The organism is Nocardiopsis dassonvillei (assembly GCF_964273065.1).
Classification (GTDB): domain Bacteria; phylum Actinomycetota; class Actinomycetes; order Streptosporangiales; family Streptosporangiaceae; genus Nocardiopsis; species Nocardiopsis dassonvillei_B.
Genome location: NZ_OZ186815.1, coordinates 3112634 through 3134118, shown reverse-complemented (window position 1 = coordinate 3134118; position 21485 = coordinate 3112634). Strand labels below are relative to the sequence as shown.

Here is a 21485-nt window from a genome sequence, read left to right as displayed (position 1 = left end):
ATGTGGGGTACCCCGCGTCAACCCCCGTGATCAGCGCGAAGGTACTCTGATAGGTGGCCACTAGGGCGCGTTCGTACCACTGATCGCGCCCCGTCGTGCCCGGGGATGTCCAGATCTGTGAAGGCGGCCCGGGCGGCGGGGTCCGTGAGGTGCTCGGGGTGCTCAGGGGACCGGCACAGGAGGCGTCCCGGCGCCGGGGGAGAACCCTCGGGTGTCGGATGATGTCTCAGGGCGATCACGGAGTAAACGACATCTGGCAAAGATTGTAAATCTTCACCATGCGGTAATTCCGCTCACGTCTGGGTATGTGTTGCATGTCACCTGTCCGTGAATCGGTGAAACTTATATGATTTTGCTTAATCGTCGTTTAACAAAACAGAACAATAACGAGTGAACAAGAACGCGGCGGCGGACCGCCCCGCGTTCGACGCACCTCACGTATCCCCCGCCTGGAAAGGTTGACCTCGGGCATGAGCGAAGACGACAAAGAGCGCACGGTGGAGCTCCACTACGAGGGCGGCGTGCTGAAGCTGCCGGTGTTCACCGGCACCGAGGGTGAGCAGACCATCGAGCTGAAGACCCTGCTGGGCTCGACGGGTATGACCACCCTGGACCCGGGGTTCGGCAACACCGCTTCGTGTAGCTCGAAGATCACCTATATCGACGGGGACGCCGGGATCCTCCGCTACCGCGGGTACCCGATCCAGGACCTCGCCGTGGGCAGCACCTTCCTCGAGGTGGCCTACCTGGTGATCTACGGCGAGCTGCCGGAGCCCGGTCAGCTCAAGGAGTTCTCCGACAAGCTGCGCGAGAACGCCGACATCCCGGCCGAGATGGGCGCGTTCCTGGACGCGATGCCCCGCAACGGCCACCCGATGGCCCTGCTCGCCAGCGCCGTCAACACGCTGGCCGCGTACTACGACGACAGTGTCGACCCGTCCGACGAGGCCCAGGTCGAGCTCGCCACGATCCGGCTGATGGCCAAGCTGCCGACGATCGCGGCCCGCATCTACCGCAACTCCATCGGCGCCGAGGCCATCGCCCCGGACGACTCCCTCGGCTACGTCGAGAACTTCGTCCGGATGACCTTCGGCGACTCCGCCGCCCAGGGTGAGCTGGGGGACCTCTTCGGCAAGGCCGTGGACCTGCTCCTCATCCTGCACGCGGACCACGAGCTGAACTGCTCCACCGCCACCGTGCGCACCGTCGGCTCCTCGCAGGCCGACATCTTCGCCAGCGTCGCCGCGGGCATCAACGCCCTGTCCGGCCCGTCCCACGGCGGGGCCAACCAGGCCGTGCTGGAGATGCTCGACGAGATCCGCGACTCGGGCGTCGGCATCGAGGAGTTCCTCGAGCGCGTCAAGGCCCGCGAGGTCCGCCTCATGGGCTTCGGACACCGGGTCTACAAGAACTTCGACCCGCGCAGCAAGGAGATCAAGGTCCTCGCGAGCCAGATCCTGGACCGCGACGAGAACCCCGACGAGCTGTTCGCGCTGGCCCTCAAGCTCGAGGCCGCCGCGCTCGCCGACTCCTACTTCACCGAGCGCAAGCTCTACCCGAACGTCGACTTCTACACCGGCGTGATCTACCGGGCCATGGGCTTCCCGACCAACATGTTCACCGTGCTGTTCGCGATCGGCCGCCTGCCCGGCTGGGTCGCGCACTACCGCGAGCAGCTGCACGACCCGGCCTTCCGGATCGCGCGCCCGCGCCAGCACTACGTCGGCTCCGCCGAGCGCCGCTACCCGGGCCTGGGCTAGTCCCGCACCGGAGCGCACGGACCGCCCGCCCCGTCTTCGGACGAGGCGGGCGTCCTTTTGTCCAGATGTCCCGGTTATCTGTACGGGTACAGAACCGTCCCTTTCCCCGCATTTTGCGGACACTCTGCCTTCGGCGTGCGACTTTGAGGGGAGTTGCAGGGTGCGCCCCTCTCCGACGGGAGCGCACAAGGGAGGTGGGGCGACCATGATGCGCAACATGCTGGCCGGGGAGATCCTCGGGACCATGAGCAGGAACTGGTGGATGGTGGTCCTCCGAGGGGTCGCCGCGGTGCTCTTCGGCCTGATCGCGCTGATCTGGCCGGGCCTGACGACGGTCGCCCTGGCGCTCGTGTTCGGTGTCTACGCGCTCGTCGACGCGGCGGTGCTCGGATACGCGGCCTCCCGGGCGGCCCGCGGAACGCGGACCCCGCTCGTGGTCCAGGCGGTGCTCAGCGCCATCATGGGCCTGATCGCCCTGATCTGGCCGGTCGCCGCCGTCATCGCGCTGGTGTTCGTGATCGGTGTGTGGGCCGTCATCACCGGCGTCTCCGAGATCGTCACCGCCGTCCGCCTGCGCTCCCAGATCAGCTCCGAATGGCTGCTGATCTTCGCCGGCGCGCTCTCGGTCGTGTTCGGCCTGCTGCTGTGGTTCTGGCCGCTGGCCGGGGCCCAGGCGATCGTGTTCGTGGTCGGTGTCTACGCGCTGATCTTCGGTGTCGTCATGATCGTCGCCGGGGTCCGGCTGCGCGGCGCCGCCGACGCCCTCGTGGACTCGGACCGCATGGCCTCCGCCGACATGTCCGAGATGCCCGAGGACCCGGTGAGCGCCTTCGACGAGGGGTACTCGGAGGGCTACCGCGAGGGCTACCGCGGCGACCCGAACGCTCCGGGGGAGCCGACCGCGGAGGACACCGGCGACGCCGACGCGGTGCGCCGCAGCGGCGGCCGCCACCGCGCCCCGGGCGAGCAGGGCGACCAGGGCACCGGCGGCCGGGAGTTCTAGGCCGTGTTCTCCGAACCCCCGCTCCGGCCCGCCCGTCGCCCGCCACCGCCCTCGGCGGACGGCCTGGCGGTCGCGGCCCTCCCGCTCCCCGTGTCCCCGACCTCTCAGGTCGGTACACCTAGGACTCGCTGACGAGGAGGGCGCCGCCGCGGTCGACCTGGCTTCCGGGTACGACCGAGGCGGCCTTCTCGCGCTGCCAGGCCGCGAAGTGGGCCGAGGCGCGGTGCGCCGCCAGGGCCGCCTCGTCGGCGAACACCTCGCACACCCAGAACAGGTCGGGGTCTGCGGAGTCGGCCGTCACGTCGAACCGCAGGCAGCCCGCCTCCTCGCGCACCGAGGCGGCGGCGTGCCGGGAGATCCCGGCGACGAACGCCTCGCGGCGGCCGGGCAGCACCCGGACCGAGATGACCAGGGACACGGGGACGGCGGGCACGGGGCCTCCTCGACCGGGGGAGCGGGTGACCGAGCCTACGGCTCCGCTCCGAGGGCCCGGCGGCCGGGGCGGGGCTATCCTGGTCGCGCGCACCCGCGGGCCCACGGCGGCGGGCGCCCCGGTGCCGAGAGCGGACCGGGCGCCCCCTCACCCGCCCGTGGGGGCTCCGGACCCGGAGGGGCCGACGAGGCCCCCGCACCCCTATCCCCACGGCCGCCGCCCGGACCGGCGCCGCCCGCCCCCGCCCCGTCCCGCCCGGGACCCTCCACGGGCCGGACTCCCGCACGCCCCCCGGCCCCCGCCCCGGAACACCCCTCGGAGGGAACGCTCATGGACCACCTCGTCGTCGTCACCGGAGGCCCCGGCTCCGGCAAGACGACCCTCATCGACCACCTGGCCGGGCTCGGCCACGCCCGCACCGAGGAGGCGGGCCGGGCGATCATCCGCGACCAGCGCGAGATCGACGGCCCCGGCCTGGCCTGGCGCGACGACGCCCTGTTCACGGAACTGATGCTGTCCTGGGAGATCCGCTCGCACCGGCAGGCGGCGGCGCTGCCCGGCCCGGTGTTCTGTGACCGCGGCGTCCCCGACCTGGTCGGCTACTTCCTCCTCCGCGGGCTGCCGGTGCCCGCGCACGTGGACGTCGCGGCGCACCGCTTCCGGTACCGGGGCACCGTCTTCGTCGCACCACCCTGGCGGGAGATCTTCACCGGGGACGCCGAGCGCCACCAGTCGTGGGAGGAGGCCGTGCGCACCCACCGGGCCATGCTGGACGCCTACCCGCGGTACGGCTACGAGCCGGTGGAGCTGCCCCGGGTCCCGGTGGCCGAGCGGGCCCGTTTCGTGCTGGCGTCCCTGGCCGCGGACGACCGGAATTCAGGACCCCGGAAGTGACGGTTTCGAGCGCGCATTTTTCGTGTCACGAGGGGCGGAGAAGTCCCGGAGGGAAGGAACGGGCCCCGGTTCGCGACGTGCCGTGAGTGGCCGTTCACGGTCGTAAATCGGGCTCTCCCTTGTGGTCCGGGGGACCCGACGCCAGACTCTTCTAGGTAAAGGGAACATTGCCCGTGCGCGTCCACCCGGTGGGCGGCGGGCGGACGGACACGGGGAGTTGCGAGGAAGGTGGCGAGCGCGTCGGAGGCGAATACGCCGCCCATGAGCTGGGAGGGCATCGAACACGCGCTGAACCGGGTGCGCGGTGAGCTGAAGCAGATCACGCTCAACCTGGCCGACCTGGACGGCCACGTGGGCCACCGGATGCTCAGGGGCGCCGACCCGCGCGGCCTCACCCGGGAGCGCTGGGAGCACGCCGACCGCCACATCCACCGCCTGTGGACGACCTTCGACGCCTTCCGGCACACCGTGGAGCAGGCCTCCGAACACCACGGCCCGGGCAGCAGACGCCCCTCCGACCAGGTCCGCCTGACCTTCCTGCTCACCGGGCCCTGCCTGGAGCTGCCGCTGGAGAAGGCGCCGCTGCACGAGCGCGGGCTGCTGGACGCCGACACCGAGCACCTCACCCTGGCCGACGCCGTCGCCCGGATGACCGCCGACTACGACGAGGTCACCGAGGTCGTCTCGGCCGCCGAGGCCGCCTGGAACGTCCTGCACCCGCGGCTGGCCGCCCTCGACTCCCTGTGGCAGGAGATCGGCACCCTCGGCGACATGATCGGTGAGGCCGGCCCGGAGGAGGACGACGAGGCCCTGCGCTCGGAGCTGGACCGGCTCGGCGAGACCGTCCGGCGCGACCCCCTCTCCCTGCTGGACGCCGACCACAGGGTCGACACCTCGGGCCTGGAACACCTGCGCAAGCGGCTGGAGGCGGTGCGCGGAGAACTGCGCGACGCCCTGCGCATGCGCGACTCCTACCGGGAGAGCACCGCCCACCTCGTCTCCGCCGTCGACGACCTGGAGGCCACCCTGGACTCGCTGCGCGAGCTGCGCGCCGGTGTCGCCTCCCGCATCCGCGAACCGCAGCCGGTGGACGTCCCCGATCCGGTGCCCCCGCTGCGCGCCCGGATCGCCGAGATGGACGCGCTGCGCTCCCGGGGCCGCTGGCGGGAGCTGGGCGTCCTGCTCGGCGAGGTCCAGGCGGCCGTCCACGCGGCGGCCGACGACGCCCGCGAGCGCAGAGAGGACCTGCAGGGCCTGCTGGACCGGCGGTCGGAGCTGCGCGGCCGGCTGGAGTCCTACCGCGCCCGCGCGGTACGGCTGGGCCGGGCCGAGGAGCCCGGGCTGAGCGAGCTCCACGACCGGGCGTACCGGGAGCTGTGGACGGCGCCCGGCGACCTGCGGGCCGCCACGGTCTCCCTGGCCGCCTACCGCAGGTCCCTGGAGGAGTCCGGAGTGACCGAAACCACCGGGGACAGAACCACACCGGGTGCAGGCGCGTCAGACGGCGAGAGCGATGGTGGTGTGAGCAGATGACGAAGTGCACGAAGCCCGGTTGCGGCGGTGTGATCGAGGACGGCTTCTGCGGCGTGTGCGGACTGGAGCCCGTGCCCGGCGCCGCGTCCCCGGTGCCCCCCGTGCCGGGCGCCCCGCAGAGCCCCCCCTTCCCGTCCCCCGCGCCGGGCGGGACCGGACCGCAGGCGGGGTACGCGGCGCCGCGGCACCCCTCCGGCCCGCAGCCGGGATACGCGGCGCCCGGCCACCCGTCCGGTCCGCAGCAGCCCCTGACCTTCCAGCCCCCGCGGTACCCGCCCCCGGCCCCGCCGCACCCCTCGGGCCCGCAGGCCTCCTTCGGCGCGCCCGGCGGCCCGCCGCACCCGTCGGGCCCGCAGGCCTCCTTCGCAGCTCAGGGCACGCCCCCCGGGTCCCCGTCCGGGACCCCGCCGAGCGGGGCCTCCGGCAGCGCCCTCGACCAGTGGCTGGGATCCTCCTCCGGCGACGACATCAGCGACCCCATCCACTCCCACCCCATCTCCGGCAACATCCGCCTCTCGGGCCGGTCCGGCCCCGGCAGCATCACCGGTAACGTCGGCCCGGGCAGTGGCCCCGGCTCCGGCCGCACCCGGCGCTCCACCCGGGGCATGCTCGGCGCGGGCATGGTCGTCGTCCCCCCGGTGCCCTACCGGGACCCGGCCGAGGCCATCATGCGGAACCCGGTGGTGTCCGAGAAGAACCGCTTCTGCGGCAACTGCGGCGAGAAGGTCGGCCGGACCCGCGGCGACCAGCAGGGCCGCACCGAGGGGTTCTGCCGCAAGTGCGGCACCCAGTACTCCTTCACCCCCAAGCTCGGAGCCGGGGACCGGGTCGGCGGCCAGTACGAGGTGCTGGGCTGCCTCGCCCACGGCGGCCTGGGCTGGATCTACCTGGCCCGCGACCGCAACGTCAACGACCGCTGGGTGGTGCTCAAGGGCCTGCTCAACGCCGGCGACGCCGAGGCGCACAAGGCCGCGGCCGCCGAGCGCGCCTTCCTCTCCGAGGTCGAGCACCCCAACATCGTCAAGATCATCAACTTCTCCCAGCACCCCGACCCGCGCACGGGCATCCCCGCCGGGCACATCGTGATGGAGTACGTCGGCGGCAAGTCGCTGCGCGAACTCCTGATGGAGCGGCGCGAGCGGGACCCCGACGCGGTGCTGCCGGTGGACCAGGTCATCGCCTACGGTCTGGAGGTCCTGCGGGCCCTGGGCTACCTGCACTCCCGGGGCCTGCTGTACTGCGACTTCAAGCCCGACAACGTCATCCAGAGCGAGGAGCAGATCAAGCTCATCGACCTGGGCGGGGTCCGCCGCATGGACGACGCCGTCAGCCCCGTCTACACCACCCCCGGCTACCGGGTCCCCGAGGACGAGCTGCGCGGTCCCGGCCCGACCGTCAGCGCGGACCTGTACTCGGTGGGTCGGGCGCTGGCCGTGCTGAGCTTCCGGTTCAGCTTCATGCGCGAGTACCCGCACGAGCTGCCGCCGCGCGAGACCGTGCCGCTGCTGGAGCGCTACGAGTCCTACGACCGCCTGCTGCGCCGGGCCACCCACCCGGAGATGGAGCGCCGCTTCCACGACGCCTCCGACATGGCCGACCAGCTCACCGGCGTACTCCGCGAGGTGCTCTCCGACATGGAGGGCGCGCCCCACCCGGCACCCTCCACCCTGTTCGGCGGTGAGAACTTCACCATCGGGTCGGACGTGGGGCGGGCCGACCGCATGCTCGTCCCCCCCTCGCCCACCGAGGCGGCGACGCTGCTGCCCGCGCCCCTGATCGACCCCACCGACCCGGCCTCCCAGCACCTGCGGGGGTTCCAGGCCCTGGCGCCGGAGGAACTGGTCGCGGCGCTGCGGTCCATGCCCGAGCCCACGCCCGAAACACTGCTCATGCTGGCCCGGTCGCTCATCACACTGGGCAGGCACGGGCAGGCCATGGACGTCCTGCACCAGTTCAGCGAGCGCGTCCCGGGCGACTGGCGCACCATGTGGTACCTCGCGGTCGCCGAGCTGAGCACGGGGCACTTCCAGGGGGCGCGGGAGCACTTCGACGAGCTGTACGGCCACCTGCCCGGGGAGATCGCCCCCAAGCTGGGCCTGGCGCTCGCCTGCGAGCGCACCGGGGAGCACGCGGTCGCCGCGCGGCACTACCAGAACGTGTGGAGCACCGACCACTCCTTCGTCAGCGCGGCGTTCGGCCTGGCCCGCATCCGGCTGGCCCAGGGCGACCGGGACGGGGCCATCGCGGTCCTGGACACGGTGCCCGAGCTGTCCAGCCTGTACGTGCACGCCCAGACCGCGCTCATCTCCGTGCTGGTGGCCCGCCACCCGGGCCGGGGCTCCGACGACCTGGTGCGGGCCGGGCAGCGGCTGGAGCGGCTGGGGCTCGACAGCGAGTCCACGGACCGGCTGGCCGTGCGGGCCCTGGAGTCCGCGCTGGACTGGCTGGGGGCGGGCGGCCGGGCCGACGGGACGGCTCTGCTGGGCGGACCGCTCAGCGAGGAGGGCGTGCGCTCCAACCTGGAGCGGCGCTACCGCGACCTGGCGCACCGGTCGACCTCGGTCACGGAGCGGTACGAACTGATCGACAAGGCCAACTCCCTACGACCCGTGACGCTGCTGTGAGGACCGAAGGAACAGCGATGACGATGGTGCGGACCTGCCCGGGGTGCGCCGACAAGGTGTCCGCGGGCGACGCCTACTGCGAGCGTTGCGGACACCCCCTGCCCGAGGAGGTGAGGCGGGCCGCGGCGGAGAACCCGGACACGGTCCCGACCGGCCCCGGCCCGGCCGCGCCCGGCCTGGTCCCGGCGGACGGCGGGCCCACGGCCCCCCAGGTGAGCCTGTACGGCGCCGAACGGTACGAGGGGCGGGGGCCGGAGCCCTCCGAGGCCGCGCCCCCGGCTCCGACGCCCTCGGGCCGGACCGCCCGGGAGGAGCCCAACCCCCAGGGCGTCTACCGCACCGTCAACCCGGCCGACGTCACGGTCGCGGGGGTCATCCCCTCGGACGCGACCGCGCGCTCCGGCGGCTCCCCGTCCGGTGCCACGCGTCCGTCGGGCGCCCCGTCCGGTTCCGCGCCCGGCTCGGGGGCGCCGTCCGGTGCCACGCGTCCGCCGGGCGAGGGGCCCGCCGCGGCCCCTCCGGGCGCACCGGTGCCCGGCGCACCGCCCGCCGGCGCCCCCCAGGGCCCTGGCCGCTCCCTCACCGACAGCCTCGCCGTGGACGACGACTGGGACGCCATCGACTCGCTGGCCACCCAGCCCGTCCGCCGCGACCCGCAGCCGCCCCGGCCGGCCCCCGCACCGGCCGCCCCCGCGTCGGCCGCCCCCGGCTGGCCCCCGCCCGCCGCCTCCGGCCCCGTCCAGCCCACCAACCCGGACCTGTGCGTCTGGTGCCCCGGCCGGGTCGTCGACGGCTACTGCGAGCAGTGCGGGTTCCTCCAGCCCACCGGCCGCGACCACGTCGAGGTGCGCGCCCGCGCCGCCGTCGGGGTCAGCGACCGCGGGCTCAGACACCGGCGCAACGAGGACGCCATGGCCATCCGGGTCGTCCCCGACGACTCCCCGCACGCCCCCGGCGTGGTGTGCGCCGTGGTCTGCGACGGCGTCTCCAGCTCGCCCCGCTCGGACGAGGCCTCCCGGGTCACCGCCGAGACCGGTGCGACCGTCCTGGCCGAGCAGATACGGCGCGGCGTCGACGCCCGCGAGGCCACCGGAGTGGCCATGACCCGGGCGGCCGAGGCCGTCGCCGCCATCGCCGAGTCCCCGAGTTCGGCACCCGCCTGCACCTTTGTCTCGGCCGTGGTGGACCCCGCCGCGGGCACCGTCACCGTCGGCTGGGTCGGCGACAGCCGTGCCTACTGGCTCTCCGGGGGGCCGGCCTCCAGCGGTTCGGCACTGCTCACCAGGGACGACTCCTGGAGTGAGGCGATGGTGCAGATGGGCGCGCTGTCCCGGGAGGAGGCGATGCGCTCCGCCAACGCACACGCCCTCATCGCGTGGATGGGCGCCGACTCCGGCGAGATCGACGCGCACATCTCCACCGTCGCACCCACCGGGCCGGGGGCCGTCCTGCTGTGCAGCGACGGCCTGTGGAACTACTACCCCGAGGCGCAGGCCCTGGCCGAGGCGGTGCCCGGGGCGGGCGCCCGCCCCCTGGAGGCCGCCCGCACCTACGTCCGCCTCGCCCTCGAAGGGGGCGGCAAGGACAACATCACCGTGGTCGTCGTTCCGGTGCCGACAGGGGGTCCCCGTGCCGAGCAGGGCTGAACGCTCCACCGGGCCGGAGTTCCGTGTGGAGGTCGACCAGAACCGGTTCCTCCCCTTGGGCGGGCGGGAGGTGCACGCGGTCGTCAGCGTCGCCTCCACCGGCCCGGTCGTGGTCGGCGCGGACGTGCGGGCGACGGAGCTGATCATCATCGACACCTCCGGCTCCATGTACGGAGAGAAGATCAACGCCGCCAAGCAGGCCGCCCGCGCCGCCATCGAGGCCCTGCGCGACGGTGTGCGCTTCGCGGTGGTCGCAGGGCACCGGCAGGCCGAGATGATCTACCCCTCCGGGGACGTCCCGGCGACCGTCGACGCCTCCACCCGGGCCGAGGCCACGGCGGCGGTCGGCCGCCTGCGCGCCGACGGCGGCACCCGGATGGGAGCCTGGCTCACCCGGGCCGCCGAGCTGTTCGCCACCGTCGACGGCGGGGTCAAGCACGCCATCCTGCTCACCGACGGGCAGAACAACGAGGTCGCCTCGGACTTCGACAGGACCCTGCGCAGGCTCGCCGGGAGCTTCGTCTGCGACTGCCGCGGGGTGGGCACCGACTGGAAGGTCGAGGAACTCCGAAAGATCGACTCCGCGCTGCTCGGCGGCGGCCCCGGCATCATCGCCGACCCCGCCGACATGGCCGACGACTTCCGGGCGATGGCGCGGGCCTCCATGGGCAAGGCCGTCGCCGACGTGGTGCTGCGGCTGTGGACGCCCGAGCACGCCGTGGTGCGGTACGTGAAGCAGGTCGCCCCCACCGTCCGGGACCTCACCGACCGCGGGACCGAGCGCGCGGCCCGGTCCAAGGACTACCCCACCGGTTCCTGGGGTACGGAGAACCGCGACTACCACATCTGCGTGGAGGTCCCCCCGGGCGATCCCGGGCGCCAGCTGCGCGCCGGGTGGGTGCGCGTGGTGCTCCCCGGCGCCGACGCGGCCCAGGACGAGATCCTGGCCTCCGGGAACATCCTCGCGGAGTGGACGGCGGACGAGAACAGGGTCACCGAGATCAACCCCCGGGTGGCCCACTACACGGGTCAGGTGGAGCTGGCCCAGGCCATTCAGGACGGGCTGGAGGCCCGGCGCGCGGGGGACGACGACACCGCGACGACGCGGCTGGGGCGGGCCGTCGCGCTCGCGGACGAGTCGGGCAACGAAGAGACCGCCAGGCTCCTCAGGAAGGTGGTCGACGTCCTGGACCCGGTGACCGGAACCGTCCGGCTCCGCCCCGGAGTCGAAAAGATCGACGAGATGACACTGGACACCAACTCGACCCGGACCGTTCGGACCCGGCCCCGCCCCTCGGGACCGGACGACGGCGCCCCCGGACCCGGGTAGGAGGGACCCATGCCGAGTTGCCCCTCCGGGCACCACTCCACGGCGACCGACTTCTGCGACGTGTGCGGACTGCGCCTCCAGGCGTACGAGCCCGCGCCACCGGCCTGGTCGCAGGAGCCGTCGCCCGCGCACACGCCGCCGACCGCCCATGTCCCCCAGCCGAACCGGCCGCCGCACGCGCCCCCGCCGCGGCGGTCCTCCGGCGCTCCCCGCGGCGGCCCCTGCCCGGAGTGCTCGACTCCCAGGACCGGGCGGTTCTGCGAGGAATGCGGCTACGACTTCGCCTCCCACCAGCGCCGGGCCCCGGGCAGCGACCCGTCGGGGATCCGGGTGGGCTGGCGGGCCACCGTCACGGCCGACCCCGCCTACTACCAGTACATGGTGAACCAGGGCATGCTCGACCCCGCCCGCATCCCCTTCCCGTCGACCATCCAGCCCCGCCGGGTGGAGCTGACGGGGGAGCGGGTGCACATCGGGCGGGCCAGCACCTCCCGGGGGTTCACCCCCGAGATCGACCTGGGCGGCCCCGGCGGGGACCCGGCGATCTCCCACATCCACGCGATCCTGGTCTCCCGTCCCGGCGGCACCTGGGCACTGGTCGACCCCGGGTCGACCAACGGGACCACGATCAACGGGACCGACAACCCGGTCGCCCACAACGTGGAGGTCCCCCTGAACGACAGCGACCGGATCTATGTCGGTGCATGGACCGTCATCATCCTCCAGAAGGGGTGAGCCCCCGTTGATTCCCTCCTCCACCGCCCCGGCGGAGCCGGACCGCTCCACCGGACCGGCGGAGCCCGGTCCGCCCGCCAGGGGCGGCCGCACCGGGACCTACGCCCGTGACGGGTGGTCCCGGCTGCGGCGGTGGTCGGCCACCACCCCGGCCCGGGTGTGGCTGCTGACCCTGGTGAGCGCCGCGGCGGCCGTCGGCCTGTTCGCCTCCGCCGCCCAGACCCTCGACCAGGCCCGCAGCGGCCTGAACGTGCTCGGCCGCGGCGCCGGACCGCAGGCCATGGCCACCACAGAGCTGTACCTGTCGCTGGCCGACATGGACGCCCGCATCGCCGACGTGCTGCTCATGGGCACCGACCACGGCCTCGGTTCGGGGCGCGAGGACGCCCTGGCCCAGTACGAGGCCAGCCGGGAGCAGGCCAACGAGGCACTGCTCCAGGCGGCGTCGCTCACCGAGGGCGACACCGTGGAACAGCGCAACGTCGAGGAGGTCCTGGACGGGCTGGGGGCCTACGAGCGGCTCGTCACCGAGGCCCTGCTGCGCAACGACGAGGCCGGGGCCGCGCCCGGGGAGGTGGACGGGCAGGCCCTGGAGTCGTACCGGGCGGCCACCCGGATGATGCACACCGAGCTGCTGCCCAAGGCGTTCAACCTCGGGCTGGACTCCTCCGCGATCGTGCGCGCCAACCACGAGGACGGCCAGGCCGCGGTCACCCTGGGCCTGCTGTGGGTCGGCGGTGCCGGCGCGGTCGTCCTGCTGTCGCTGCTCGCCCTCCAGGTGTACCTGCGGACGAAGTTCCGCCGCCGGTTCAACCTGCCCCTGATCGGCGCCTCCGCGGTCACCGTGGCCCTCACCGCCGGGGTGGTCCTGGCGCTGGTCACCAGCGGCGGGCACCAGCGCGAGGCCAAGGAGGAGGGCCTGGACGCGGCGATGTCGCTGGCCCGTGGCGGGGCGATCGCCACCGACATGCAGGCCGACCAGAGCCGCTACCTGCTGGACCCGGAACAGGCCGACAACTACCAGCAGGTGTACCTGGAGCGGTCCCAGCAGGTGCTGTTCCGTCCGGTGAGCAACCTGGCCGACTACTACGCGGCCATCGACGAGGTGGCCGCCTCCTACCCGGAGCCGCCCGGAGCGGACGGGGCCGACGGCGACGACCCCGGCACCCTCGGCTACCTGGGGCAGCGGGCGCACGACGCGCTCCTGCCGGGGCAGGAGGGGCGGCTGGCACAGGTGCTGGAGGCCTACAACGAGCTCCAGACGCAGGACCGGGAGCTGCGCGAGGAGGTGCGCGGCGGGGACACCGGGGCGGCCATCGACATCCGGATGAACGTCGCCCACTCCGAGAACGGCACCTTCGCCGCCTACGAGGAGGCGCTCGGCGGCCTCATCGAGGTGCACGAGAAGGAGTTCGCCCAGGGCATCCGGCGCGGTGACGCGGCGCTGGCCCCGTGGACCTGGCTGCTGCCGGCCGGCGCGCTGCTGCTGCTCGTGCTCGTCGCCCTCGGCGTGCGCCCCCGCCTGGCCGAGTACCGCTGACCCCCGAGAGACAAGGAAAAGGCCGATGAGGTTCCGACACCGTCGCGTCGCCGCCGCGGCCGCCCTGGCCGCCGCGGCGGTGTTCGTGCTGCCCGCCTGTTCGGCGGTGCTGGGCGGGGAGGAGTCGCTGGTCGACGCGGACACGCTCACCGTGGGCGTCAAGGCGGACCAGCCCGGGCTGGGACTGGAGACCGCGGAGGGCAGCGGCGAGTTCGAGGGCTTCGACGTCGACGTGGCCCTCTACATCGCGGAGCGGCTCGGTATCCCCCGGGAAAAGGTCGAGTTCGTGGGCGTCACCTCCGCCGAGCGGGAGGAGAAGCTGATCAGCGGCGAGGTGGACATGGTCGTGGCGACCTACTCCATCACCCCCGAGCGCAAGACCCGGGTGACCTTCGGTGGCCCCTACTACGTGGCCAAGCAGGACGTCCTGGTGAGCGCCGACGCCACCGAGATCCGGGGCGTGCGCGACCTGGAGGGCATGTCGGTGTGCCAGGGCGCGGGGTCCAACTCCGCGGCCCGCATCACCGAGGGCCTGGGCATCCCGGTGGAGCAGGTGGAGGGGGAGACCTACAGCGACTGCATCGAGCAGCTGAGTGCCGGGCGGGTCGACGCGGTCTCCACCGACAACCTGATCCTGGCCGGATTCCTCGCCCAGAGCCCCGGCGCGTTCCGGTTCGTCAACAACCCGTTCACCGACGAGAAGTACGGTGTGGGCCTGCCGTACGGCGACATCGAGGCCTGCGAGGCGGTGAACAAGGCGATCAGCCGCATGTACCAGGAGGGCGACGCCGCCCGGATGCTCGACCGCTGGTTCGGGGAGACCGACCTGGAGATGGTGTACAGCGTGCCCCAGTTCGAGGGCTGCGACTGAGTCGGAGAAGGACGGGTGGGAGCGGCGGTGCCGCTCCCACCGGTGCGTCCGGCGAGATCGGGGGAGGTCGGCGTGTGGTGGCTCGACCGGGGGATATGGCAGATACTGACCCTTATGTAAGGCATTGGGGGCTCAGGATAGGAGTTGTCCGTTGACCATCGTCGAGTTCCTGAACGCGCGCCTGGACGAGGACGAACGCGCGTCGAAGGCCGTACCCGTGGGAGCACGCGGCCGGGACCGGGCGTTGGCCGAAGTCGCCGCCAAGCGCAAGATCGTCCAGGGGTACACGCAGGCCCACCACGCCAGTATGCGCAGCCTCCGGCCTGCGCCCGCCGGGGCCGCCCCCGCCCCCGTCCGCCAGGGCGAGGACCCCTGGTCCGAGCTTCTGGCATGGAGGCTGGCCGTGAAGTACCTGGCCGCCGTCTACCGGGCCCACCCCCAGTACGACCGCTCCTGGGAGGACTGACCCCGCCCGGCGTGAGACCCGCGGGGTCCCCGGCGTTCCCGTGCGGCCCCGCGCCGGGACGGGGCGGCGCCACGGAGCACACCCGGGCCGCCCGGCGCCCCGGGCGGGAGCCCCCACGGGCGGCGGGCCGTCAGGGGAGCCCGGGCTCCGCCAGCCCCGGCAGCGCCGCCACGGTCTCCACCAGGTCGGCCCCCGTCGCGTCCGGGGCGCCGAACACCGAGGGGAACCGCCCCTCCAGGTGCGCCGACCAGCCCGTCACCAGTCCCGCCCGGGACGCCCCCGCCACGTCCCAGCCGTGCGCCGTCACCAGCGCGAGCCGATCCGGCGCCACGCCCAGGGAGCGCGCCGCCGCCCGGTAGGCCTCCGGGGAGGGCTTCCAGGCCCGGCCCGGGCCGCCGCCCACGGCCCCCTCCACCAGTCCACCCAGGCCCGCCCGTTCCATCAGCTCCAGGGTGGGGGCCGGGTCCGCGTTGCCGAACGCCACCGCCCGCAGACCCGCCTCGCGCACCGCGGTCAGGGCCGCGGCCGCCTCCCGGCGCGGCTCCAGTTCCGACATCCCGTCCACGATCGCGTCCTCCGCGGCCGGGGCGATCTGGTGGCCCGTGACATCGCGCAGCGCGTTGCGCACCACGTCCTCGAAGGAGCGGCCGCCGTCCGCCAGCGCCAGCGCGAACACGTCCCGCGACAGGTGGTCGGCCCAGCGGCCCATCAGGACCCGCGGGATGCCCGCCTCCCGGAAACGCCACTCCAGCGGGGCCAGGGGGAACAGGGTGTCCAGGACGTCGAAGGCGACCACGGCCGGACGCGCGGACCGGCCCGGGGGAACGGAGGACATCGTTGCGACTCCATGGGGAGAGGAGGGACGTGCCGAGCGGAGTCCTACCCCGATCCCGGGCCCCCGGCGCGGCATCCGGCGGCCGGGAACGGCCGGAGCCGGTCCGGACCGGGCGGGTCGGGCCCGGGCGGGCGGTCAGAGCCGGTCGAGAAGGGGGATCTGCTCCACCGCCCACGGGCTGAGCAGCCACGGGGCGCGCCCGGCCACCGCCACCACGTCGTCCCAGCCCGCCCAGGCGTACTCGGCCACCTCCGCCGGGTCCGGGTCCGGGTCACCCTCGGCGAGGGCCCAGAACACCGGGCAGAACTCGTTCTCCACGATCCCCTCGGCCGACACCGCCCGGTACCGGAAGTCCGGCAGCGCCGGGCGCACCTCGGACAGGGACAGACCCAGCTCCTGGCCCACCCTGCGGCGCACCGCCTCCTCCAGGCCCTCGCCCGGTGCCGGGTGGCCGCAGCAGGCGTTCGTCCACACCCCCGGCCAGGTCGTCTTGTCCAGGGCCCGTCGGGTCAGCAGGACCCGCCCCGCGCCGTCCCGGACATAACAGGAGAACGCCAGGTGCAGCGGGGTTTCGGCGGTGTGCACCGTCGCCTTGTCGGCCGTGCCCACCGGCCGGTGGTCGTCGTCGAGCAGGACCACGAGCTCGGGCTCGGCGCTCATCGGTCGGATCACTGGACTCCCCCTATCCGCGGGACACCCCGCGTCACCTGTGCCTCTCCATGGTCGCCCGTCCCGGACACCGTTTCGTGCGCATAAGGTTCCTCTGGGCGAAGAGTCGCGCCCGGCAGGACGTCCAGTGGAGTGAGCGGATGACGGAGACGAACACGGTGGCCGCCGAGGAGGCCGGATCCATCGACCCCGAGCAGATGCGGGTGTGCCTGGACGTGATCGCCCGGGTCGGGGCCCTGCCCAGCGACCACCCCGACTCCCTCACGCTCCAGCGGGCCAGCGCCAAGCTGTTCAAGACCGTCAAGGAGACCCGCCGCAGGGAGCGCCGCGAGGCCCGCAAGGCCCACGACGACGCGGTGCTCGCCGCGACCGCCACCGCGGCCCCCGACCGCATCGACGACGAGACCAACGGGCGGGCGCTCAGCAGCGGCGCCGCCGGGGAGCTCGCCGGGGTGCTGCGCAAGGCGCGCGCGTGCTACATCTGCAAGGACAGGTACCGCGAGGTCGACGCGTTCTACCACCAGCTGTGCCCGGCCTGCGCCGCGTTCAACAGGGAGCGCCGCCACGCCCGCACCGACCTCACCGGGCGGCGGGCCCTGCTCACCGGCGGCCGAGCCAAGATCGGCATGTACATCGCGCTGCGGCTGCTGCGCGACGGGGCGCACACCACCGTCACCACCCGGTTCCCCAACGACGCCGTCCGCCGTTTCGCCGCGATGCCCGACAGCGACCGGTGGCTGCACCGGCTGCGCGTCGTCGGCATCGACCTGCGCGACCCCGCCCAGGTACTGCGCCTGGCCGACGAGGTGGCCGCCCAGGGGCCGCTCGACATCCTCATCAACAACGCCGCCCAGACCGTGCGCCGCTCCCCGGCCTCCTACGGACCGCTCATCGAGGCCGAGGCCCACCCCCTGGCCGGCGACCACCTGCCGCGGCCGCTCGTCCTGGGCGGGGTGGGCCCGCGTGCCCTGGAGTCCTCCGCCGCCCTCGACGGCAACGCCCTCACCCCGGAGCTGCTCACCTCGCTGGCGCTCACCACCGGGTCGGCCTCGATGGAGCGGGTGCGGGCGGGGACCGCCGTCGACGCCGGCGGGCTGCTCCCCGACCTGGCCGCCGACAACAGCTGGACCGACCGGATCGGCGACATCGAGCCCGTCGAGATGCTCGAGGTGCAGCTGTGCAACGTCACCGCGCCGTTCCTCCTGGTGGACCGGCTGCGCCCGGCGCTGGCCGCCTCGCCCGCACGGCGCACCTACATCGTCAACGTGTCCGCCATGGAGGGGGTGTTCGGCCGCGGCTACAAGGGGCCGGGCCACCCGCACACCAACATGGCCAAGGCGGCGCTGAACATGCTCACCCGCACCAGCGCCCAGGAGATGCTGGAGGCCGACGGCATCCTCATGACCAGCGTCGACACCGGGTGGATCACCGACGAGCGGCCCCACCCCGACAAGGAGCGGATGGCCGAGGCGGGCTTCCACGCCCCCCTGGACCTGGAGGACGGGGCGGCGCGCGTGTACGACCCCATCGTCCGGGGCGAGCTCGGCGAGGACGTGCACGGCTGCTTCCTCAAGGACTACGCCCCCGCCGCCTGGTGAACCGGCGGCCGGCCCCCGCCCGCCCGGCGGCGGGCCGGGGCCGGGCCAGGGGACCCGGCGGGGTCGGCGGCCTTCCGGGCCGGTCCCGCTAGGGCTCCAGGACGAGGCGGACCGGGGAGCCGATGCGCTTCTCCAACCGCTCCACCGCGGCCGGTGCCTCCTCCAGCGGGAAGGTGCCGCTGATCGAGGCGGAGAAGTCCAGCCGTCCCGCCCGGACCAGCTGCACCAGCTGGACCACGTGCTCGGGTTCCGAGCCGTAGTGGCCCAGGATCTGCTGCTTGAGGTAGCTGAACCGGGTGCCGTCCCTGACCTCCAGGGGCTTGTCGGTGAGGCCCACCAGGACCAGGCGGCCGTGCTCGCCGAGGACCTGGAGAGCCTGTTCGCGCACCACCGGGACCCCCGCGAAGTCGAACGCCACCGCCAGCCCGTGGCCGTCGGTGAGCTCACCGATCCTCGCCAGGAAGTCCGGGGCGGTGGAGTCCAGGGCCGTGTCGGCGCCGAAGGCCAGCGCCCGCTCCCGGGCCTGCGGGTCCGGGTCGGCGGCGATGATCGGCGCCGCGCCCACCAGGCGCAGCAGCTTCACCGCGTGGGCGCCCAGACCGCCCACCCCCCACACGGCGACCGCCTCGGCCGGACCGACGTCACCGGTGGAGGTGACCGCCGCCCACGGGGTGGACACCGCGTCGGGGATGATCGCCGCCTGGTCGAAGGGCAGCTCGTCCGGGATGGGCACCAGGGTCTCCTCGTCGGCGAGCGCGTACTCCGCCCAGCCGCCGTCGTAGTCCACACCCCGGGTGAGCACCCGGCCGTGGTGGTCGATCTGGCCCGCCTGGAGCGCCACCCGTTCGCCCACCCCGGTCTCGACGACCTCCGGGCCGAGCTCCTCGACCACCCCCGCCACCTCGTGGCCCAGGGTGACCTCGTCGCCCTCCAGGTAGAGCGGGCTGAGCGTGCCGTCGATGAGGTGCACGTCGGACAGGCACACCCCCGCGGCCTTCACCCGCACCAGGACCTGGCCGCGCCCGGGCACCGGTCGGGGAACCTCCTTGACCTCCAGGGTCTTGGTCCGCACATTGAGTCGGGCAGCGCGCATCATCGCCATGACAGAGCCTCACAGGAGCCGTGATCGTCCTCTTTCCCCGGGGTTCCGGGGGTGCTCCCCATGATCCTGCGTGGAGGCGGGTCCAGCGGGGACCAGAGGAGACCGCGCGGCGGGTCAGGGTTTCGTCAAAGGAGGGCTCACTCCACGTGGCCGTTGCGGAAGGCCCAGGCGACCAGCTCGGTGCGGTTGCGGGTGCCCAGCTTGGCCTGGATGCTGGCCAGGTGGGTCTTGACCGTGCTCACCGTGACGTGCAGCAGCGCGGCGATCTCGGTGTTGGTCCGGCCCAGCGCCACCGTCCGGGCGATCTCCAGCTCCCGCGGGGTGAGCCCGCCGTCGTCGCGGACCCGGACCGGGCGGCCCCCGGAGGCGAAGTGCCGGATCAACCGGACGGTGATCTCCGGTGATATCAGCGCGTCCCCGCGGACGGCGGCCCGCACCGCCTCCACCAGCAGCGCGGCGCCCGCGTCCTTGAGCAGGAAGCCGACGGCGCCCGAGGCCAGTGCGGAGTTGACGTACTCGTCCAGGCCGAAGGTCGTCACCACGACCACCTTGACCGGATCGGCCGCCAGCCGCCGGGTGGCCTCCAGTCCGTCGATCCCCGGCATGCGGATGTCCATGAGGACCACGTCGGGGCGCTGCTCCCGGGCGAGCCGGACCGCCTCCAGGCCGTCCCCGGTCTCGCCGACGACCTCGATGTCCCCCTCGGCCTCCAACATGTAGCGGAACCCCGTCCGCACCATCTGCTGGTCGTCGGCCAGCAGGACCCTGATCGCCATCCGGCACCCCCGTTCCACCTCCACTGTGCCCGGCCCGGGGCCGCCCCGGCGGTCATCCACAGGGCTTTTCCGGGAGCCGGACGCGCACCTCCCAGCCGTCCCGGCCCGGCCCGGCGGTCAGCTCACCGCCCAGCAGCCGGGCCCGCTCCGCCATGCCCACCAGGCCGAAGCCGCCCGCCCCGCCCGACCCGCGGCCGTCGTCGAGCACCGACATGCGCACCCCGTCCCCGGCCTCCACCTCGACCGACACCCGGGTGGCGCCGCGCGCGTGGCGCCGGGCGTTGGTGACCGCCTCCTGGGCGATCCGCACCAGCGCGGTGCCCACCTCGGGCGCCAGCCCGGCCAGGGAGCCCTCCACCCGGACCGCCACCTCCGGTCCGCCCGCGGAGCCCGCCAGCCGGGCCAGGCCCTCCTCCGCGTCCGGCACCGGCGGCGCCTCGCCGGGCTCGCGCAGCCGCGACACCAGGGAGCGCATCGCCTCCAGGGCGCGCGCCCCCGAGGCCTCGATCTCCGGCAGGGCCCGCACCGCGGCCTCGGGCCGGGCGTCGGCGATCCGGCGCAGCGCCTGGGCCTGGACGACGATCCCGGTGACCTCGTGGGCCACCACGTCGTGCAGGTCTCGGGCGACCGCCAGCCGCTCCTGGGCCCTCGCCCGCTCCACGTGGTACTCCCGCTGGTACCGGCGCCACCGCAGGTACAGACCGGGGGCCAGGCCCGCGACGACCAGCAGCAGGGCCGAGGTGAGCGAGTCGCCCGCCCCCTCGCGGAGCCGGTCGGAGGCGGCGGCCAGGAAGGCCGCCGCCGACACCGCCCCGATCCAGCGGGCGTCGCAGCGCAGCGCCGCGACGGCCAGGGCCAGCAGCAGGGCGAGCGCCTCGGAGACGGCCACGGGGTAGCCGAACATCCCCTTGGGCTGTGGCCACAGCGCCAGCGACGCGGCCGCCACCACCAGCGGGACGGCCAGCGCGGCCGCACCGGTGACGGCGCTCCCGGCACGCGGCCGCAGCGCGAGCAGCGCGGCTCCCGAGGCCACGGCGCCCGAGGCCGCGGGCAGCCACTCCCACGGCCCGTGCGGCGGCCCCGGCCAGTCGGCCACCGCGAGCCCGCTGCGCACGGCCAGCAGGTCCGCGGCGACGGCGAGCGCGAGCACGGCCGCGGCCCCGCCCCGGACGACCCCGTCCCGGAGGGGGCCGCCGAGTGCTTCGACGATCCTGTTCAGCCCCATGCCCCCAGCGTAGGCCGCGCCCCCCTTCCCGCCCTCGGCCGAAAGAACGAGGGCGGGGACCGCCCTTTCAGCCGATGCGGCCGCCCGGCCCCGGAGACCACCCTGGAAAAGGTCGGCGCACCGTGCGCCGACGGACACCCCTGATCGATCCGGCCGACCGCCCGGGAGGGACGCCCCGCCGGGCGGGCCCGTCCGCCCCGTGCGGATCTCCGCCCGGGGTCGGCGCCCTGTGCGACACCCCGGGCGGCGGCCTGACCGAGGGCCGTCCGTCCGCTGGAGTACCCGCCCCGGTGCGGAGGCCGCATCCCGACAGCCGACGTCGGTGTCGGCGGCCGTCCGGGCGCGCCCGTGTCCGGAGGATCGGTCCGTGTCCTGCGTGCAGACGCCCGGGGCCTGTGTCGACGGCGTGTGTCGACGGGCGGCCGACGGGGCGGGTCCGGCTCCG

Annotated in this window: 18 protein-coding genes; 12 read left to right on the top strand and 6 right to left on the bottom strand. The window is 74.1% G+C overall.

Going from position 1 to position 21485, the window contains the following annotated elements; all coding sequences use genetic code 11:
* Positions 1-470 precede the first annotated feature (470 nt).
* On the top strand, positions 471-1760 hold the full coding sequence (locus tag ACSUPR_RS13800; protein ID WP_436891691.1) for a citrate synthase: 1290 nt from the start codon (positions 471-473) through the stop codon (positions 1758-1760).
* A 205-nt stretch (positions 1761-1965) separates the two neighbouring features.
* A complete protein-coding gene (locus ACSUPR_RS13795; RefSeq protein WP_436891690.1) occupies positions 1966-2763 on the top strand; it encodes an HdeD family acid-resistance protein in 798 nt (265 codons plus the stop codon).
* 118 nt (positions 2764-2881) lie between these two features.
* Here the strand turns inward: ACSUPR_RS13795 and ACSUPR_RS13790 are convergent, their stop codons facing one another.
* Positions 2882-3196, bottom strand: coding sequence for a putative quinol monooxygenase (locus tag ACSUPR_RS13790; protein WP_436891689.1), 315 nt, complete (start codon positions 3194-3196; stop codon positions 2882-2884).
* A 330-nt stretch (positions 3197-3526) separates the two neighbouring features.
* On the opposite strand from ACSUPR_RS13790, the gene ACSUPR_RS13785 reads away from it, so the two are divergent.
* The 9 genes from ACSUPR_RS13785 to ACSUPR_RS13745 all read left to right on the top strand — a co-directional run bounded on the left by ACSUPR_RS13785 (position 3527) and on the right by ACSUPR_RS13745 (position 14835).
* The gene (locus ACSUPR_RS13785) at positions 3527-4090 is read left to right on the top strand and encodes an AAA family ATPase (protein ID WP_436891688.1); all 564 of its coding nucleotides are present in this window, start codon (positions 3527-3529) and stop codon (positions 4088-4090) included.
* Between the two features lie 261 nt (positions 4091-4351).
* Entirely contained in the window at positions 4352-5623 is a 1272-nt protein-coding gene (locus ACSUPR_RS13780) for a hypothetical protein (RefSeq protein ID WP_436891687.1), read from the top strand.
* Positions 5620-8247, top strand: a complete 2628-nt coding sequence (locus tag ACSUPR_RS13775) for a tetratricopeptide repeat protein (protein WP_436891686.1) — start codon at positions 5620-5622, stop codon at positions 8245-8247. Before ACSUPR_RS13780 ends, ACSUPR_RS13775 begins: the two co-directional genes overlap by 4 nt.
* A gap of 17 nt (positions 8248-8264) precedes the next feature.
* Positions 8265-9893 (top strand): protein phosphatase 2C domain-containing protein, encoded by a 1629-nt coding sequence (locus ACSUPR_RS13770; protein ID WP_436891685.1) that lies wholly within the window; start codon positions 8265-8267, stop codon positions 9891-9893.
* Positions 9877-11223 (top strand): vWA domain-containing protein, encoded by a 1347-nt coding sequence (locus ACSUPR_RS13765; protein ID WP_436891684.1) that lies wholly within the window; start codon positions 9877-9879, stop codon positions 11221-11223. Before ACSUPR_RS13770 ends, ACSUPR_RS13765 begins: the two co-directional genes overlap by 17 nt.
* Before the next feature lie 9 nt (positions 11224-11232).
* Positions 11233-11958: an FHA domain-containing protein gene (locus ACSUPR_RS13760; protein WP_436891683.1), complete on the top strand. Its 726-nt coding sequence runs from the start codon at positions 11233-11235 to the stop codon at positions 11956-11958.
* Entirely contained in the window at positions 11918-13498 is a 1581-nt protein-coding gene (locus tag ACSUPR_RS13755; RefSeq protein WP_436891682.1) for a hypothetical protein, read from the top strand. The genes ACSUPR_RS13760 and ACSUPR_RS13755 overlap by 41 nt, the downstream gene beginning before the upstream one ends.
* A 25-nt stretch (positions 13499-13523) precedes the next feature.
* Positions 13524-14369 (top strand): glutamate ABC transporter substrate-binding protein, encoded by an 846-nt coding sequence (locus ACSUPR_RS13750; protein WP_436891681.1) that lies wholly within the window; start codon positions 13524-13526, stop codon positions 14367-14369.
* Between the two features lie 151 nt (positions 14370-14520).
* Complete coding sequence (locus ACSUPR_RS13745) at positions 14521-14835, top strand: DUF6221 family protein (protein ID WP_436891680.1); 315 nt, start codon at positions 14521-14523, stop codon at positions 14833-14835.
* Between the two features lie 130 nt (positions 14836-14965).
* Here the strand turns inward: ACSUPR_RS13745 and ACSUPR_RS13740 are convergent, their stop codons facing one another.
* Together ACSUPR_RS13740 and idi are read right to left on the bottom strand one after the other, a co-directional pair.
* On the bottom strand, positions 14966-15670 hold the full coding sequence (locus tag ACSUPR_RS13740; RefSeq protein WP_436891679.1) for an HAD family hydrolase: 705 nt from the start codon (positions 15668-15670) through the stop codon (positions 14966-14968).
* Between the two features lie 135 nt (positions 15671-15805).
* Positions 15806-16330 (bottom strand): isopentenyl-diphosphate Delta-isomerase, encoded by a 525-nt coding sequence (gene idi / locus ACSUPR_RS13735; RefSeq protein ID WP_436891678.1) that lies wholly within the window; start codon positions 16328-16330, stop codon positions 15806-15808.
* A 149-nt stretch (positions 16331-16479) separates the two neighbouring features.
* Here idi and ACSUPR_RS13730 point away from each other — a divergent pair, with 149 nt between their 5' ends.
* Positions 16480-17937: an SDR family NAD(P)-dependent oxidoreductase gene (locus ACSUPR_RS13730; protein WP_436891677.1), complete on the top strand. Its 1458-nt coding sequence runs from the start codon at positions 16480-16482 to the stop codon at positions 17935-17937.
* A gap of 88 nt (positions 17938-18025) precedes the next feature.
* On the opposite strand, the gene ACSUPR_RS13725 is transcribed toward ACSUPR_RS13730, so the two are convergent.
* The 3 genes from ACSUPR_RS13725 to ACSUPR_RS13715 form a co-directional block, all read right to left on the bottom strand.
* Positions 18026-19039: a zinc-binding dehydrogenase gene (locus ACSUPR_RS13725; RefSeq protein WP_436891676.1), complete on the bottom strand. Its 1014-nt coding sequence runs from the start codon at positions 19037-19039 to the stop codon at positions 18026-18028.
* A 137-nt stretch (positions 19040-19176) separates the two neighbouring features.
* Positions 19177-19815 carry a response regulator transcription factor gene (locus ACSUPR_RS13720; protein ID WP_436891675.1) on the bottom strand — a complete coding sequence of 213 codons (639 nt, stop codon included), beginning with the start codon at positions 19813-19815 and terminating at the stop codon, positions 19177-19179.
* A gap of 52 nt (positions 19816-19867) precedes the next feature.
* A complete protein-coding gene (locus ACSUPR_RS13715; RefSeq protein WP_436891674.1) occupies positions 19868-21040 on the bottom strand; it encodes a sensor histidine kinase in 1173 nt (390 codons plus the stop codon).
* Positions 21041-21485 lie beyond the last annotated feature (445 nt).